Annotated in this window: 13 protein-coding genes; 3 read left to right on the forward strand and 10 right to left on the reverse strand. The window is 75.0% G+C overall.

Annotated elements, in window-relative coordinates:
• Nucleotides 1–87: 87 nt before the first annotated feature.
• From Cph01nite_RS15595 to Cph01nite_RS15605, 3 genes are read right to left on the reverse strand one after another with little or no spacing between them, the layout of a single operon-like run.
• Nucleotides 88–951: a metal ABC transporter permease gene (locus Cph01nite_RS15595; RefSeq protein ID WP_203675615.1), complete on the reverse strand. Its 864-nt coding sequence runs from the start codon at nt 949–951 to the stop codon at nt 88–90.
• Nucleotides 948–1,682: a metal ABC transporter ATP-binding protein gene (locus tag Cph01nite_RS15600; RefSeq protein ID WP_203675616.1), complete on the reverse strand. Its 735-nt coding sequence runs from the start codon at nt 1,680–1,682 to the stop codon at nt 948–950. The genes Cph01nite_RS15595 and Cph01nite_RS15600 overlap by 4 nt, the downstream gene beginning before the upstream one ends.
• Complete coding sequence (locus Cph01nite_RS15605) at nt 1,679–2,608, reverse strand: metal ABC transporter substrate-binding protein (RefSeq protein ID WP_203675617.1); 930 nt, start codon at nt 2,606–2,608, stop codon at nt 1,679–1,681. Before Cph01nite_RS15605 ends, Cph01nite_RS15600 begins: the two co-directional genes overlap by 4 nt.
• A 101-nt stretch (nt 2,609–2,709) precedes the next feature.
• On the opposite strand from Cph01nite_RS15605, the gene Cph01nite_RS15610 reads away from it, so the two are divergent.
• Nucleotides 2,710–3,987 (forward strand): alpha/beta fold hydrolase, encoded by a 1,278-nt coding sequence (locus Cph01nite_RS15610; RefSeq protein ID WP_203675663.1) that lies wholly within the window; start codon nt 2,710–2,712, stop codon nt 3,985–3,987.
• A gap of 55 nt (nt 3,988–4,042) precedes the next feature.
• On the opposite strand, the gene Cph01nite_RS15615 is transcribed toward Cph01nite_RS15610, so the two are convergent.
• The 3 genes from Cph01nite_RS15615 to Cph01nite_RS15625 are packed head-to-tail and all read right to left on the reverse strand — an operon-like array spanning nt 4,043 to nt 7,346.
• Nucleotides 4,043–5,890 carry a carbohydrate-binding domain-containing protein gene (locus Cph01nite_RS15615; RefSeq protein ID WP_203675618.1) on the reverse strand — a complete coding sequence of 616 codons (1,848 nt, stop codon included), beginning with the start codon at nt 5,888–5,890 and terminating at the stop codon, nt 4,043–4,045.
• 35 nt (nt 5,891–5,925) lie between these two features.
• Nucleotides 5,926–6,729 carry a polyphosphate polymerase domain-containing protein gene (locus tag Cph01nite_RS15620; protein ID WP_203675619.1) on the reverse strand — a complete coding sequence of 268 codons (804 nt, stop codon included), beginning with the start codon at nt 6,727–6,729 and terminating at the stop codon, nt 5,926–5,928.
• Complete coding sequence (locus tag Cph01nite_RS15625) at nt 6,726–7,346, reverse strand: DUF4956 domain-containing protein (protein ID WP_203675620.1); 621 nt, start codon at nt 7,344–7,346, stop codon at nt 6,726–6,728. The genes Cph01nite_RS15620 and Cph01nite_RS15625 overlap by 4 nt, the downstream gene beginning before the upstream one ends.
• A 206-nt stretch (nt 7,347–7,552) precedes the next feature.
• On the opposite strand from Cph01nite_RS15625, the gene Cph01nite_RS15630 reads away from it, so the two are divergent.
• Nucleotides 7,553–9,196 (forward strand): OmpA family protein, encoded by a 1,644-nt coding sequence (locus Cph01nite_RS15630; protein ID WP_239069304.1) that lies wholly within the window; start codon nt 7,553–7,555, stop codon nt 9,194–9,196.
• Between the two features lie 126 nt (nt 9,197–9,322).
• Here Cph01nite_RS15630 and Cph01nite_RS19265 read toward each other — a convergent pair whose 3' ends face one another.
• Complete coding sequence (locus Cph01nite_RS19265; RefSeq protein WP_275407410.1) at nt 9,323–9,457, reverse strand: hypothetical protein; 135 nt, start codon at nt 9,455–9,457, stop codon at nt 9,323–9,325.
• 246 nt (nt 9,458–9,703) lie between these two features.
• On the opposite strand from Cph01nite_RS19265, the gene Cph01nite_RS15635 reads away from it, so the two are divergent.
• Entirely contained in the window at nt 9,704–11,266 is a 1,563-nt protein-coding gene (locus tag Cph01nite_RS15635; protein ID WP_203675621.1) for a M20/M25/M40 family metallo-hydrolase, read from the forward strand.
• Between the two features lie 402 nt (nt 11,267–11,668).
• On the opposite strand, the gene Cph01nite_RS15640 is transcribed toward Cph01nite_RS15635, so the two are convergent.
• From Cph01nite_RS15640 to Cph01nite_RS15650, 3 genes are read right to left on the reverse strand one after another with little or no spacing between them, the layout of a single operon-like run.
• Nucleotides 11,669–11,926: a helix-turn-helix transcriptional regulator gene (locus Cph01nite_RS15640; protein WP_239069305.1), complete on the reverse strand. Its 258-nt coding sequence runs from the start codon at nt 11,924–11,926 to the stop codon at nt 11,669–11,671.
• Nucleotide 11,927: 1 nt separating this feature from the next.
• Complete coding sequence (locus tag Cph01nite_RS15645) at nt 11,928–12,803, reverse strand: ABC transporter permease (protein WP_203675622.1); 876 nt, start codon at nt 12,801–12,803, stop codon at nt 11,928–11,930.
• Complete coding sequence (locus Cph01nite_RS15650) at nt 12,800–13,708, reverse strand: ABC transporter ATP-binding protein (RefSeq protein ID WP_203675623.1); 909 nt, start codon at nt 13,706–13,708, stop codon at nt 12,800–12,802. Before Cph01nite_RS15650 ends, Cph01nite_RS15645 begins: the two co-directional genes overlap by 4 nt.
• Between the last annotated feature and the right edge of the window lie 57 nt (nt 13,709–13,765).

Consider the following 13,765-nt stretch of genomic DNA (forward strand, 5'->3'; position numbering starts at 1 on the left):
CCGCCTGGGCCCCGGTGAGAGTGCAATCCAGTCCTCTCACCCCCCGGTGAGAGTGCAATCCAGCCCGCTCGCCCCCGGCACTGCCCGTCACGCGCGGGAGCGGGCGCGTCGGCGGGCGAGGTGCGCCGTGAGGACGCCGCGGCGTGGTGCGAGCAGGTGGACGAGCGCGAACACGACGCCCTGGGTGAGCACGATCGTCGCGCCGGAGGCGGTGTCCGCGTAGTAGCTCGCGTAGAGCCCGACGACGCCGCACGCCGCGGCCAGCGACGGGGCGATGATCAGCATGCGCGAGAACCGGTCGGTCAGCAGGTACGCGGTCGCGCCCGGGATGATGAGCAGGGCGACGACGAGCACGACGCCCACGGCCTGCAGCGCGACGACCGCGGTCAGCGCGAGCAGCCCCAGCAGCAGGGCCCCCAGCCGCCGCGGGTCGATGCCGATCGCGTGCGCGTGCAGGGGGTCGAACGCGTACAGCGTCAGGTCGCGGCGCTTGACGAGCAGTACGGCGAGGACCACGGCCCCCAGCACACCGACCTGCACGAGGTCCCCGCCGGAGACGCCGAGCAGGTTGCCGAACACGATGTGGCTGAGGTCGGTCTGGCTGGGCGTCACCGACACCAGCACCAGGCCCAGGGCGAACAGCGACGTGAAGACGATGCCGATGGCCGCGTCCTCCTTGACGCGGCTGGTGTCCCGCACGAACCCGATGAGCACGACCGCGAGCAGCCCGAACACGACGGCCCCCAGCGCGAACGGCGCCCCGAGGACGTACGCGAGCACGACCCCGGGCAGCACGGCGTGCGAGACGGCGTCGCCCATGAGCGACCACCCGATGAGCACGAGCCAGCACGAGAGCACCGCGCACACCACCGACGCGACGACGATCGTCACCAGCGCGCGCACCATGAAGTCGTAGGTCAACGGCTCCAGGAGCAGGTCGAGCCCGCTCACCGCCCGGCCTCCCGCACGTCGGGGCCGAACGCGAGCGCGAGGTTCTCCGGGCGCAGCACCTCCTGCGGCGGGCCGTGCACCAGGACGTGCCGGTGCAGCAGCGCGGCCTCGTCGGCCAGGGCGGGCAGCGCGTGCAGGTCGTGCGTCGAGACGAGCACGGCGGCGCCCGCCGCGGCGAGCTCGCGCAGCAGGCGCGTGATCGTGGCCTCGGAGCGCTTGTCGACGCCGGCGAACGGCTCGTCGAGCAGCAGCACCGTCGCGCCCTGGGCGAGGCCACGAGCCACGAACGCCCGCTTGCGCTGCCCGCCGGACAGCCGCCCGACCTGCCGGTCGGCGAGCTCGGTGAGCTCGACGCGCGCGAGGGCGTCGTCGACGGCCGCGTGGTCGACGCGGCGCGGGCGGCGCGTGGTCCCGAGGTGCCCGTACCGTCCCGTCATGACGACGTCCCGCACGGACAGCGGGAACGTCCAGTCGACGTCCTCGCTCTGCGGCACGTACCCGACGACCCCGCGGCGGCGGGCCGTGGCGGGGTCGTCGCCGTCGACGCGCACGGTGCCGGCGTCGGGGCGCACGACTCCCATGACCGCCTTGAAGAGCGTGGACTTGCCCGACCCGTTGACGCCGACGAGCCCGCACACCCGCCCGTGGTCGAGCGTCAGGTCGGCACCGTCGAGGGCCGGCACGTCGCCGTAGCTGACGTGCAGGTCGCGGACCTCCAGCGCGGCGGTCACGAGGAGCGCCCGGCCAGGCCGTCGACGATGACCCGGACGTCGTGCCGCAGGAGGTCGAGGTAGGTGGGGACGGGGCCGTCGGGTGCCGACAGCGAGTCGACGTACAGGGTGCCGCCGAGCACGGCGCCGGTCGCCTCGGCGACCTGCCGCATGGGGGCGTCGGACACCGTGGACTCGCAGAACACCGCCGGCACGTCGTGCTCGCGGACGTGGTCGATGACGGCCGTGATCTGCCGCGGCGTCGCCTGCTGCTCGGCGTTCACCGGCCAGATGTACCGCTCGGTGAGCCCGGCGTCGCGTGCGAGGTAGGAGAAGGCGCCCTCGCAGGTCACCAGGGTGCGCTGCGCCGCGGGCAGTGCGGCGAGCGCGGCGACGAGGTCGTCGTGGACCTGCTGCAGCTCGGCGGTGTAGGCCTCGGCGTTGGCGCGGTAGTCGTCGGCGTGCGCGGGGTCGAGGTCCGCGAGGGCCGTGGCGATGTTCGCGACGTAGACCTGCGCCTGCACCGGGCTCATCCAGGCGTGCGGGTTGGGGCGGCCGGCGGCCGCGTCGCCCGTGATGTCCAGCACGTCGACGCCCTCGGAGACGACGACGTGCGGCGCGTCGATCCCGTCGACGAACTGCGCGAACCACGCCTCCAGGCCCAGGCCGTTGTCGAGCACGAGGTCCGCGCGGCGCGCGCGGGCGACGTCCCCGGGCGTCGGGTCGTACCCGTGGACCTCGGCACCCACCTGGGTGAGCGACTCGACCCGCAGGTGCTCGCCGGCGACGTTGCGGGCGATGTCGGCCAGCACGGTGAAGGTGGTGAGCACGACGGGGCGGTGGTCGTCGTCGGCGGTCCGTGGGGTGCAGCCGACGACCAGGGCGAGGGCGGCGAGCACGGCCGCGGCCCGCAGGAGGTGCGGGGTGCGGGGACGTCGACCGGCCATGGACGCAACCTAGTTTCGGGTCACCGAACTCGCAAGGCGCAGTGATCCGGAAAGCACCCGTCCCCCGGCACTCGTAGGGTGACGCCGTGGACGAGTACGCGATGACCGGGTTCCGGGTGCGCGAGCACCGCGTCGAGGTCCCCGTCGACCGGGCCGACCCGCACCGCTTCGGCTCGATCGAGGTGTTCGCGCGCGAGATCGTCGATCCCCACCGGGCCGGGGAGGACCTCCCGCTGCTGCTCTTCCTGCAGGGCGGCCCCGGCGGCATGGGTCCGCGACCCGTGCCGGGCGGCGGCTGGTGGGCGACGGCGCTGCGCACGCACCGCGTCGTGCTGCTCGACCAGCGCGGGACGGGCCGGTCCTCGCGCGTCGAGGGCGCGGACGTCGCGGCGTTCGACGACGCCCGCACGGCCGGTGACTACCTCGCGTGCTTCCGTGCCGACGCGATCGTCGAGGACGCCGAGCACCTGCGCCGGACCGTGTACGGCGGGCGGCGGTGGACGACGCTCGGGCAGTCGTACGGCGGGTTCGTCACGCTGACGTACCTGTCGCGGCACCCCGAGGCGCTCGACGCGTGCTGGGTCACCGGCGGGCTGCCGCCCGTCGGGGCCACGGCGCGGGACGTGTACGCCGCGACGTTCCCCCGTCAGCTCGCGCGCAACCGGGCGCTGCACCGCGCGTTCCCCGCGGACGTCGAGCTGCTCGGCCACCTGGCCGACCGCGTCGCCGCGGGCGGTGTCACGCTGCCGACGGGTGAGCCGCTGACCGTCGAGCGGCTCCAGACCCTCGGGATGCCGCTGGGCATGAGCACCGGGATCGACGACCTGCACTGGCTGCTGGACACCGCGCTGGACCGCCGCGGCGAGCCCGCGCCGGGGTTCCTCGCCGAGGTCGCGTCCCGCACGGGCTTCGCCGCCAACCCGCTGTACCTGGTCCTGCAGGAGGTCATCTACCACTCGGGGCCCCGCGAGCCGGGGTGGGCCGCGGCCGACGAGCTCGCGCGGCACGCGTCGTTCGCGACCGGCGCGCGGCCCCTGGCGCTGACCGGCGAGGCCGTGTTCCCGTGGGTGTACGAGCAGGTCGCGGCCCTGCGGCCGTTCGCGGCGGCTGCCGAGGACCTCGCGTCGCGCACCGCGTGGCCCGCGCTCTACGACGTCGACCGCCTCGCCGCCAACGACGTCCCGGTCGCCGCCGTCCAGTACTACGACGACCCGTACGTGGACCTCGACCTGGCGCTGACGACGGCCTCGGGCCTCGGCAACGCCCAGGTGTGGATCACCAACGAGTACCTGCACGACGGCCTGCGCGCCGCCGGGGACACGATCCTCCCGCACCTGCAGGACCTGACGGCGGGTCGCCGGACGGTCACGTCCCGCTGACCCGCCGCCCGCGCCGACGGCGCAGCCTGCGCCTCGGCCCGGCGGACCGCGCCGCTCAGGGCCGGCGCGCCCCACCGCCCGCGGGCCCACCGCCGGCCGGCCCACCGCCTGCGGGCCCGCCGCCCGCGCCGCCGGGCCCACTACCCGTGCCGGCGGACGCGGTCCCCGCGGTCCCGGTCACCTGGACCGTCGCGCCCGTGGCGTCGCCCGAGGTGAACAGCCCGCCCGTCGCCTCGCCCGAGGCCGTGCCGCCCACGGCGAGGCGGTAGGTCGCCCCGGCGACGACGTCGGCGGAGGAGAAGACGACGTTGCCGACGTCCGTGCTGGTCTCGAACGTGGCCAGGACCGTGCCGTCCTCGTCGAGGACGTGCACCACCGACCCGGCGGGCACGACCTGGGCCGACGTCAGCGACACGAACGACTGCGCGCCGCCCGCGTCCGGTGTCTGCGCCATGCCGGACGACCCGGCGGCGAGCAGCACGCCGCCACTGACCGTGAACGTGCCGTTGACGTCGAGCGCGCCGTTCCCGGAGCTGGTGGGGCCGTGCACGACGACCGTCCCGCCGGAGATCGTCGCGGACCCGTTGGAGTCCAGCCCGTCACCCTCGGCGTGCAGGACGAGGGTGCCGCCGCTGACGACCACCTCGACGCCCTCGACGGCCTGCATCGACTCGGTCGCCGTGGGGGAGGACCCGTTGACGGCGTCGTCGGAGGCCACGACGGTGACGTCGCCGCCGCTGACGGTGACGGCCTGCGCCTCCAGCCCCTCGACCGACGCGGTGACGTCGACCGTCCCGCCGCTGATCGTCAGCCCGCCGTCGGCGTGCAGGGCGTCGTCGCCGGCGGCCACCTGCACGTCGCCGTCGGTGACCGTGAGGTTGCCGTCGGAGTGCAGCGCGTCGTCGGCGGCGTCGACCAGCAGCTGCCCGCCGCCCACGACGAGCACGACGCCGGCGGACACGCCCCGGGGGCTGACCGCCTCGGTGACGGACGCCGCTGCACCGGCCCCGCCGCCGGCGACGACGCTCACGGCACCGCCGCCGATCAGCACGTCCGTCGTCGCGGTGATCCCGTCGTCCCCGGCCGTCACGTCGAGGGCGCCGTCGGCGACGTACACGTAGCCGCGGGTCGCGTCGTCGTCCGCGTCGGACTTCAGGCCGTCGCCGCCGGCCTCGACGGTCACGTCCCCGTCGAGGACGACGAGCGTGTCCTTGCCGCGCAGCCCGTCGTCGACGGCGGTGACCGTGAGCGTGCCCGAGGCGATGACCAGGTCGTCCTTCGACGCGATGCCGTCGTTCGCGCGGCCCGTGACGGTCAGCTCCCCCGTGCCCGCGATGGTGAGGTCGGCGGCGGAGAACAGGGCGGCGCTCGGCGCGTCCTCCGCGTCGGCGTCGACGTACTGCACGGCGTCGACCAGGGTGTTCGCGGACCCGTCGGCGAGGACCACGACGACCTCCTCGGCGGCGGTGACCTGCAGCGGCGACGTCGTGGACGACGTGATGGACGCGTCGTCGAGCACCACGGTCACCTGGTCGGTGTCGGTGGTGTCCACGACGACCTGCCCGTCGAGCGTGCCGGTGAGCACGTACGTCCCGGCCGACGTGAGGGTCACGGTGCCGCCGTCGACGTCGACCCCGTCGCCGTCGGCCGCGGCCGTGGTCCCGTCGAGCGTGACCGTCACCGCGGACGACGCGTCCCACGTGGTGCTCGACGTCACCCAGGCGTGGTCGGCGTCGAGCTCGGTCTGCAGGGTGGTGCCCGCGGCGGCGGGGTCCGCGGTCGTGGTCGTGGTCGTGGTCGTGCCGGACGACGTGGTCGACGTACCGGTGGCGGCGACGGAGCAGCCGGTGAGGAGCGCGGCCAGGGCGGCCGGCAGGGCGAGTCGGGTGAGGGTGCGTCGCATGAGGGGATCCGTTCCGTGGGGGTGACCCGTGCGGGTCAGGGGGTGGGGACGAGGGCGGGCGTGACGTGCCGGTCGAGCACACGGCGCCACGGGGTCGAGGGGAGCCGCGGCGCCAGCGCGGCCAGGCCCGTGCCGTACTTCGAGACGCGCACGGGCCGGTGCCCGCGCCGCCACAGCAGGCGGTCGGCCGCGGACGGCGTCGAGCCGGTCTTGGTCTCCACGACGACGGGGCCGGCGAGCCGCAGCTCCGCCGCGCCGGCGCCGCTCCAGGTCAGGCCGGCGTCGACCGTCATCCGCGCGTCGTGGCCCGGCAGGTCGCCGGCCAGCAGGTACGTGCGGCGGTGGTAGCGGCTGACGAGGGTCGGGGCGAACCGCGGGTCGTCGGCGACGGGGACGCCCGCGGCGCGCAGGGTGGCGACGACGAACGCGACCGCGTCGGGCGGGAGGCGGTCCCGCAGGGCCGGGTCGTGCCAGGTCCGCGTCTTGACGGTGGTGCCGCGCGGTCCGCGGGTCTTGACCTCGACGAAGCACGCCCCGGAGTCCAGGTAGCTGCGGGTGCGCACCTTGAAGCGGCGGCGACGGCGGTGCGCGGCACCGAGGTAGCTCGTGAGGTCCGGGGTGTCGAAGTACACGGACTCGTACGCGAAGTCGTCGCGTCCGTCGATGCGCAGCACGCGCACGTCCTCCAGGTGGTCCTGCAGGTCGAGCAGCAGGTCGTCGACGGCGGCAGCGGGGACGACGTACTTGCGGTCGACCCGCGTCTGCAGGGACGCGCGCGCGGTGAGCTCGTCGAGGCCGACGCCCGCCAGCGCCGCGTGCCCGGAGGTCGCGGCGCTCACCGGGCGACCCCCGCCGGGACGGCCGTCGCGACGACCGGGCGCTCCCGGACCGGTTCGGCGGTGCGAGGGTCGTCGTGGTGCAGGGCGTACCGCACCTCGACGCACGTGGTGTCGTTGACGAGGTCGAGGCGCTGCACGTCCACGGCGTGCACGTGGGCGTCGAGCAGGTGCTCGAGGTGCGCGACGAGCGCGGGCTCCGAGGTGAACGCCTGGTCCAGGACGACGGTCTGCGACCGGTACCGCCGCAGCAGGCGCGGCGAGTCCCCGACCGCCATGACGCCGACGACCAGCGCCATGAGCGCCACGCCCAGCGGGACGGACGTGATGCCGAGCCCGCCGATGAGGCCGAGCGCGAGCGCCGAGAAGTAGTAGGCGACCTCCCCCTGCGCGAGCTCGGTGGACCGCAGCCGGATGATCGACAGGACCCCGAACAGGCCCAGCCCGAGGCCCGCGCCGACCGTCACCGAGCCCAGCGCGGCGGACACGGCCAGGACGCCGACGTTGACGCCGAGGTAGGCGACGACGAGGTCGCGGCGCCGGTGCCGGGGGAGGTAGAGCGCGAACGTGAGGATCGTGACCGCGACGAGGTCGGCGGCGAGCAGCGTGAGGTCGGGCACAGGGTTCTCCGGTGGTCGTCGGGTGGGCACCCGTCGTTCAGGTGGACGTCCCCATCCAGCCGCAGCGGTCTGTGCGGCCGCTGTGCCGCGGCTGAGGCAGGCCCCTGGATCGGCGCGGGCGAACGGGTGAGGTCCGGGTCGGGGCACCGGTCGATCCCGGCAAGTCGGGCATCATGGCGGCACGCCCACCCCCGGAGGACCTCGTCGTGCCGTCTGCCCGCCGTCCCCGCACGTCCCGCTCCGCGCCCGTCGCGGCCCTCGTCGCCGTCCTCGCGCTGCTCGCGGCGTGCACCGGTGACCCGTCGCCCGTCGCCGGGACGACGCCCGCTGTCGACCCCGGCCCGGGGCCCGAGGACGTCGTCGCGACGGCCGTGATCCCCGAGGGGGGTGTGGACCACGAGCTCCGCGTGCACCCGCTGGTGCGCACGGGTGACCACGTGGTCCTCACGCTCGACCTCGTGCCGCTGGAGGACCTCGAGGAGACGGTCCACGTCCTCGGCTTCGGCGTGAGCTCCTTCGTGGCCGTCGGCAGGGCGCCGGTCAACGTGCGGCTGTTCGACCTCGCCGCCGACGTCGTCCACCATGTCGGCGCCGACGCCGCGGGCGACCCGGTCGTCGCCCCGCGCACGTGGAACCGCATCGCGACCGAGCGCGGCACGCGCCTGCAGATGCCGTTCGCGGCGCCCGCCGCGGACGTGGCGGCGCTGTCGCTGCTGGTGCCGGGCGCGCCGCTGTTCGCGCAGGTGCCGATCGTCGAGGGTGAGCTGCCGTCGGCCGCGCACCCGGACGACGTGGCCGCGGCGGCGGCCGCGTCCGCGAGCCCGTCGGCCACGCCTCGTGCCGAGGAGGTCGAGGCGCCCGAGGAGCTCGACCTCGACGCGGTCGTCAGCGCGCCGACGTTCCCGCTGGAGTCGACGAGCGCCGAGCTCGCGGGTGCCGTGCGGACCGTCGAGTCGACCGAGCGGGTCGAGGTCACCCTCGGGTCGGACGTGCTGTTCGCCTTCGACTCGGCGGACATCGCCCCGGAGGCCGCGCCGGCGGTGGTGCTGGTCGCGCAGCGGCTCCTGGAGCGGGAGGCGGGCCGGGTCGAGGTCGTGGGTCACACCGACGACCAGGCCGACGACGCGTACAACCGGGACCTGTCGCGGCGGCGCGCGCAGGCGGTCGCGGACGCGCTCGCGGCGCAGGTCGGCGGGTCCGGGCACCGCCTGGCGGTCGACGGGCGGGGTGAGGCCGAGCCGGTCGCCGACAACGCGACCGAGGAGGGGCGGGCGCTCAACCGCCGCGTGACGGTGTCGCTGACCTCGACGGTCGTCACGCGCACCGACGTCACGACGACCGGTGAGCTGCCGCCGTTCGGCTCCCTCGTGGGCCCGGCGGGCACGCCGCTGCGGATCGAGAACGTCGCCCGCACGTGGGAGGTCGACGCGACGGCCCGCCGGGTGCACGGTCACGTGGTCGTCGACCTGACCGTGCACGGCGCGGACGACGAGCGCGGCCTGGGGTGGGCCGTGAGCTTCCTGCGCGGGTTCTCCAGCCACCGGCCGGGCGACACGGTCACGCCGCACGACATCACGGCCCGCGGCACCGTGCTGCAGGGGGCCTCGCGCCTGTTCCCGCTGGACTACCGCGTGGGGGTGAACGAGACCTGGACCGACGGCGAGTGGTTCACGGCCTCCGACCTGGACGCCGGCGCGTGGATCGACGGCGGGCAGACCCGCACGTACTCGTTCGTGTACCCGCGCCTGGACGTCGACACGGTGGTGTTCCAGGCCGGGACGGGGGTCGTCTTCGACGACGACTTCCGCCTGCTCGACGTCCCGGTCGCCCCCGAGGTCGCCGCGGGCTGACCGCGGTCAGGTCACCAGGGGGTGGATCGCGTGGACGAGCCCCACGACGACCCCCAGGACGACGGCGGCGCCCGTCCACACCAGCAGCCGGGCGATGCGTCGCGTGCGCCGCTCGTCGTCCACGGCTCAGCCGAGCAGCAGCACGAGGCCGGCGACGAGGGCGGCGACCGCGACGACGCCGCCGAGTCCCAGCAGGACGCGACGCAGCTGCAGGTGCCGGGGCTCCTCGCCCCACGGCTCGTGGTGACCGCGGCCCCTCATGTCGCCTCCCGGCCGTCCGACGTCGGGCTCCACTGTCCCGCGCGGCCGCCGCCGGCGCACGCCGGACGGCCGCCCGTCCCGTCCCCGCACCGGTCAGGACGTCGGTCCGGGATGTCACCGCAAGTCGTGACTTTCCCGTCGCCTCGCCCTACTTTGGCGGGGGACGTCACTCCCGGGCCACCCGCCCGGGCGACGTCCGCGCCGCGGCCGACCGGCCGACGGCCCACGTGGAGAAGGGGCACCACCGTGGCATCTCGACGCACCACCACCCTCGCGGGCACCCTGGCCGCGCTCCTGCTCGGGACGAGCGCGCTGCTCGTCCCGCCCGCGGCCGCGCACGGCCGCGGCGGCCCGGGCGCGCCGGGCCACACCCTCGACGCCGAGCGGTTCGCCCGGCAGGTCACGACGCGCGGCGTCTGGCGGCACCTCGAGGAGCTGCAGCGCGTCGCCGACCGCAACGGCGGCAACCGCGCCGCACTCACCGAGGGGTACGAGGCGAGCGCGCAGTACGTCGAGCGCACGCTCCGGCGCGCGGGCTACACCACGACGCGGGACCCGTTCACGTTCGGGTTCGAGGTGGTCGACGCCGCGAGCCTCACCCTCGACACGGGGGAGTCGTACGAGGTCGACCAGATGCGGTTCTCCCCGAGCTCGCCGGAGGGCGGCGTCACCGCTCCCGGCTCGGTGCCCGCCGACCCGCTCGGCTGCACGGCCGAGGCGTGGGCCGGCGTCGAGGCCGCGGGCACCATCGCGGTGGTCAGCCGTGGCGTGTGCCCGTTCGCGGACAAGGCGGTCGCCGCCGAGGCGGCCGGCGCCGTGGGAGTCGTCGTCTACAACAACGTCGAGGAGCTGCTGAACGGCACGCTCGGTGCCGAGGGCGTCGTGCAGGTGCCGGTCGCCGGTGCGGGGCTGGCCGACGGGCTGGCGCTCGTCGAGGCCGTCGCGGCCGGTGCGGTCCTCACCCTGGACGTCCGGATCCACACCGAGGAGGCCGAGAGCTTCAACGTGATCGCCGAGACGCGCGCGGGCCGCGACGACAACGTCGTCATGCTCGGAGCGCACCTCGACAGCGTCGAGGACGGCGCGGGCATCAACGACAACGGCAGCGGGTCCGCCGTCCTGCTCGAGGTGGCCGTCAAGCTCGCCCAGCAGAAGAAGCTCAACAACACCGTGCGGTTCGCCTGGTGGGGGGCCGAGGAGCTCGGGCTCATCGGCTCGACGGCGTACGTCGAGGAGCTCGCGGCCCAGGAGGGCGAGCTCGACCGGATCGCGACCTACCTCAACTTCGACATGGTCGGCTCGCCCAACTACGTGATCGGCGTCTACGACGCGGACGAGTCGACGTACCCGGCGCCGGTCGCGGTGCCGCCGGGCTCGGCCGAGACCGAGGCGGTCTTCACCGACTGGTTCGACGCGACGGGCCAGCCGTGGGTCGACACCCAGTTCTCGGGGCGGTCGGACTACCAGGCGTTCATCCTCAACGGCGTCCCCGCCTCGGGCCTGTTCACCGGGGCCGACGGCAGCAAGACGGAGGCGGAGGTCGCGCTGTTCGGCGGCACGCCGGGCATCCGGTACGACCCGAACTACCACACGCCCGCCGACGACCTGTCGAACGTGAGCCGCGAGGCGATCGGGATCATGGCGCCCGCCGTGGCGTACGCGACCGCGCGCCTGGCGACCGACACCTCGGCGATCAACGGGGTGTCCGGTCCCGGCGACCAGGGCCACCACCACGGTCCGTGGAAGCCGGGCAAGGGCAAGGGCAAGGGTCACGGCGCGCCGCACGCCACGCTGCAGGAGGCGTCGTGACGCGTCCGGTGCCGAGCGCGCTGCTGGTCTGAGCGCCGCGCCGCCCAGGTGGCCCGGGTGCCCTGCGGGGCCTCGGGCCGCCGTCCGTCCGGACGTCGTCGTGCGGTGCGGCGGCAGGGCGTCGTGCGGTGGTGCGTCGTCGTCCTTGGCGTGGCCGCCCAGCCCCGCAGGAGACGGGCGACATCCTGCTCCTCCGGGCGGTCCTTGCCAAGCCCTTCTGTGACCTTTTCTTGACCTGGATGGCGGCTCGTGCCAAGAACGTGTCCACGGCACGGCGTCGAGATGTCCGATTGTGACAAAGATGTGAAGATTCTCACCCGCGCGTGACACACAGGATGGTCGAGGAGCAGGATCCGAGGTGGCCGCCCAGCCTCGCGCCCACCGGTGCGACCCCGACGTGCGTCACGCGCCGATGCGGGGGAACGGCTCGAGGGAGAACGCGACCTCGACCGGCACGTCGAAGAACGCCGCGATGCGCAGCGCGAGGTGCAGCGACGGGCTGTACTCCCCGCGCTCGAGGTACCCGACCGTCTGGTAGTGCACCCCGAGCGCCTCGGCGAGCTCGCGCCGGCTGACGCCGCGCTCGGCCCGCAGCACCGCGATGCGGTTGTGGACGGTCTCGCCGCCCGTCGGCCGTCGTCGCTCGTCCTCCGTCGCCACGTCAGCGCCCCAGCAGGGCGTCGACGCGCCGTGCGAGCGCGCTGGCGGTCTGCCGGGCCGTCGAGCGACGCAGCACCAGGGGGGCGACGACGAGCCCGACGACGGCCCACGCGACCAGCACCAGGGCCGCAACCTCGGGGTGCCACGCCCCGCCGAGCTCCAGGCCCTCCGCGCCCGCCGGCAACGACGTGGCGCGCAGCCCGTGGGCCAGCCAGTACAGCGGGAACACCTGGACGACTCCCGCGGCCCACGCCGGCACCGTCTGCGGCCCGAACACCCCGGACACGAACGCGAGGGCGACCACGGGTGCGAGGACGAACAGCATGACGCGCGTCGGGCGCCCCGCGAGCGCGCCGCCGATGATGCCGACGGGCAGCATGGCCAGGGTCCCGAGCAGCAGCCACCCCACGACCGCTACCCAGCCGCCCGGTCCCTGGTGCATGGGGTCGCCCAGCAGGAACGGCCACGGCACCAGCAGGATCGCGAGCATGGGCAGGGCCCCGAGCACCTGCCCGACGACGATCCCGACCGTGTAGGTCGTGGTGCCGCGCGGCATCGTGCGCAGGCGCAGGACCGTGCCGTCCTCCGCCTCCGCGGACAGCGCGAACGCCGGGCCCATGACCATGCCGAACAGGATGGTGGCGGCGAGGATGCCGGGCAGCGCCAGGTTGGGCAGCGTCAGGCCGCCGGTGCCGGGGACGATCGTGTCGCGCTGCGTGACGAGGTACACGAGGATCCCGATCCCGATGACGACGTTCCACGTCAGGTCCTCGGGACTGCGCAGCATGTGGCGGAACTCGGTGAGCCCGCGGCGCAACCCGGTGCGCAGGGCCCACGTGCGCGGCGTCGGTGCGGAGCGGGGCAGGTGGGTGCTCATCGCGTGACCTCCAGGTCCCGGTGGGCGTCGGACTCGTGGCGGCGGACGATCTCGAGGTAGGCGTCCTCCAGGGTCGCCCGGACGACCTCGAGGTCCTCGACGGCGCCGCCCGCGAGCAGCTCGCGCGTGAAGGCGACGGGGTCGTGGGTGCTGTGGACGTGGCGGGCGCCCCCGGCGCTCCACCGCACCTCGGAGGGCCCGGCGACCTCGCGGGCGACAGCCGCGGGGCTGCCGGCGGCCACGATGCGGCCGCCGGCCAGGAGCAGGATGCGGTCCGCGACGGTCTCGGCCTCCGCGAGGTCGTGCGTGGTGAGCAGGACGGTGGTGCCGTCGCGGTCCACGACCTCGTGCACCAGCTCGTGGAACTCGCGGCGGGCCACCGGGTCCAGACCGGCGGTGGGCTCGTCGAGGATCAGCAGGTCGGGCCGGCCGACCAGCCCGACGGCGACGTCGAGGCGTCGACGCTGACCGCCGGAGAGCGTCGCCATCCGCTGGTCGGCGGCGCCGCTCAGGCCGACGCGGGCGAGCAGGTCGTCGACGTCGCGGGGGCGGGGCCGGCCAGGCGACGCGTACGGGCGGTAGGTGTCGGCGAGCTGGCCGAGGAGCTCGCGGACCCGCCACCGGCGGTGGTCGCGCCACGACTGCAGGACGACGCCGATGCGGGCGCGCCACGCGTCGTCGCCGTGCTCGGGGTCGACGCCGAGCACGGCGACGTCGCCGGCGTCGCGGTGACGGAAGCCCTCGACGATCTCCACGGTGGTGGTCTTGCCGGCGCCGTTGGGCCCCAGCAGCGCGACGACCTCGCCGGCGGCGACGTCGAGGTCGATGCCGTCGAGGACCGTGCGACCGCCGTACGACATCCGGAGACCCGCGACGTGCACGGGGGCGTGCTCGATGCTGTCCATGTAGTAGGTGTACTACATTTCATCGCACCTTCGCTACTGCTTGCGGTGCCGGTGTCC

Origin of the sequence: Cellulomonas phragmiteti, from assembly GCF_016862775.1 — a bacterium.
Taxonomy (GTDB): domain Bacteria; phylum Actinomycetota; class Actinomycetes; order Actinomycetales; family Cellulomonadaceae; genus Cellulomonas; species Cellulomonas phragmiteti.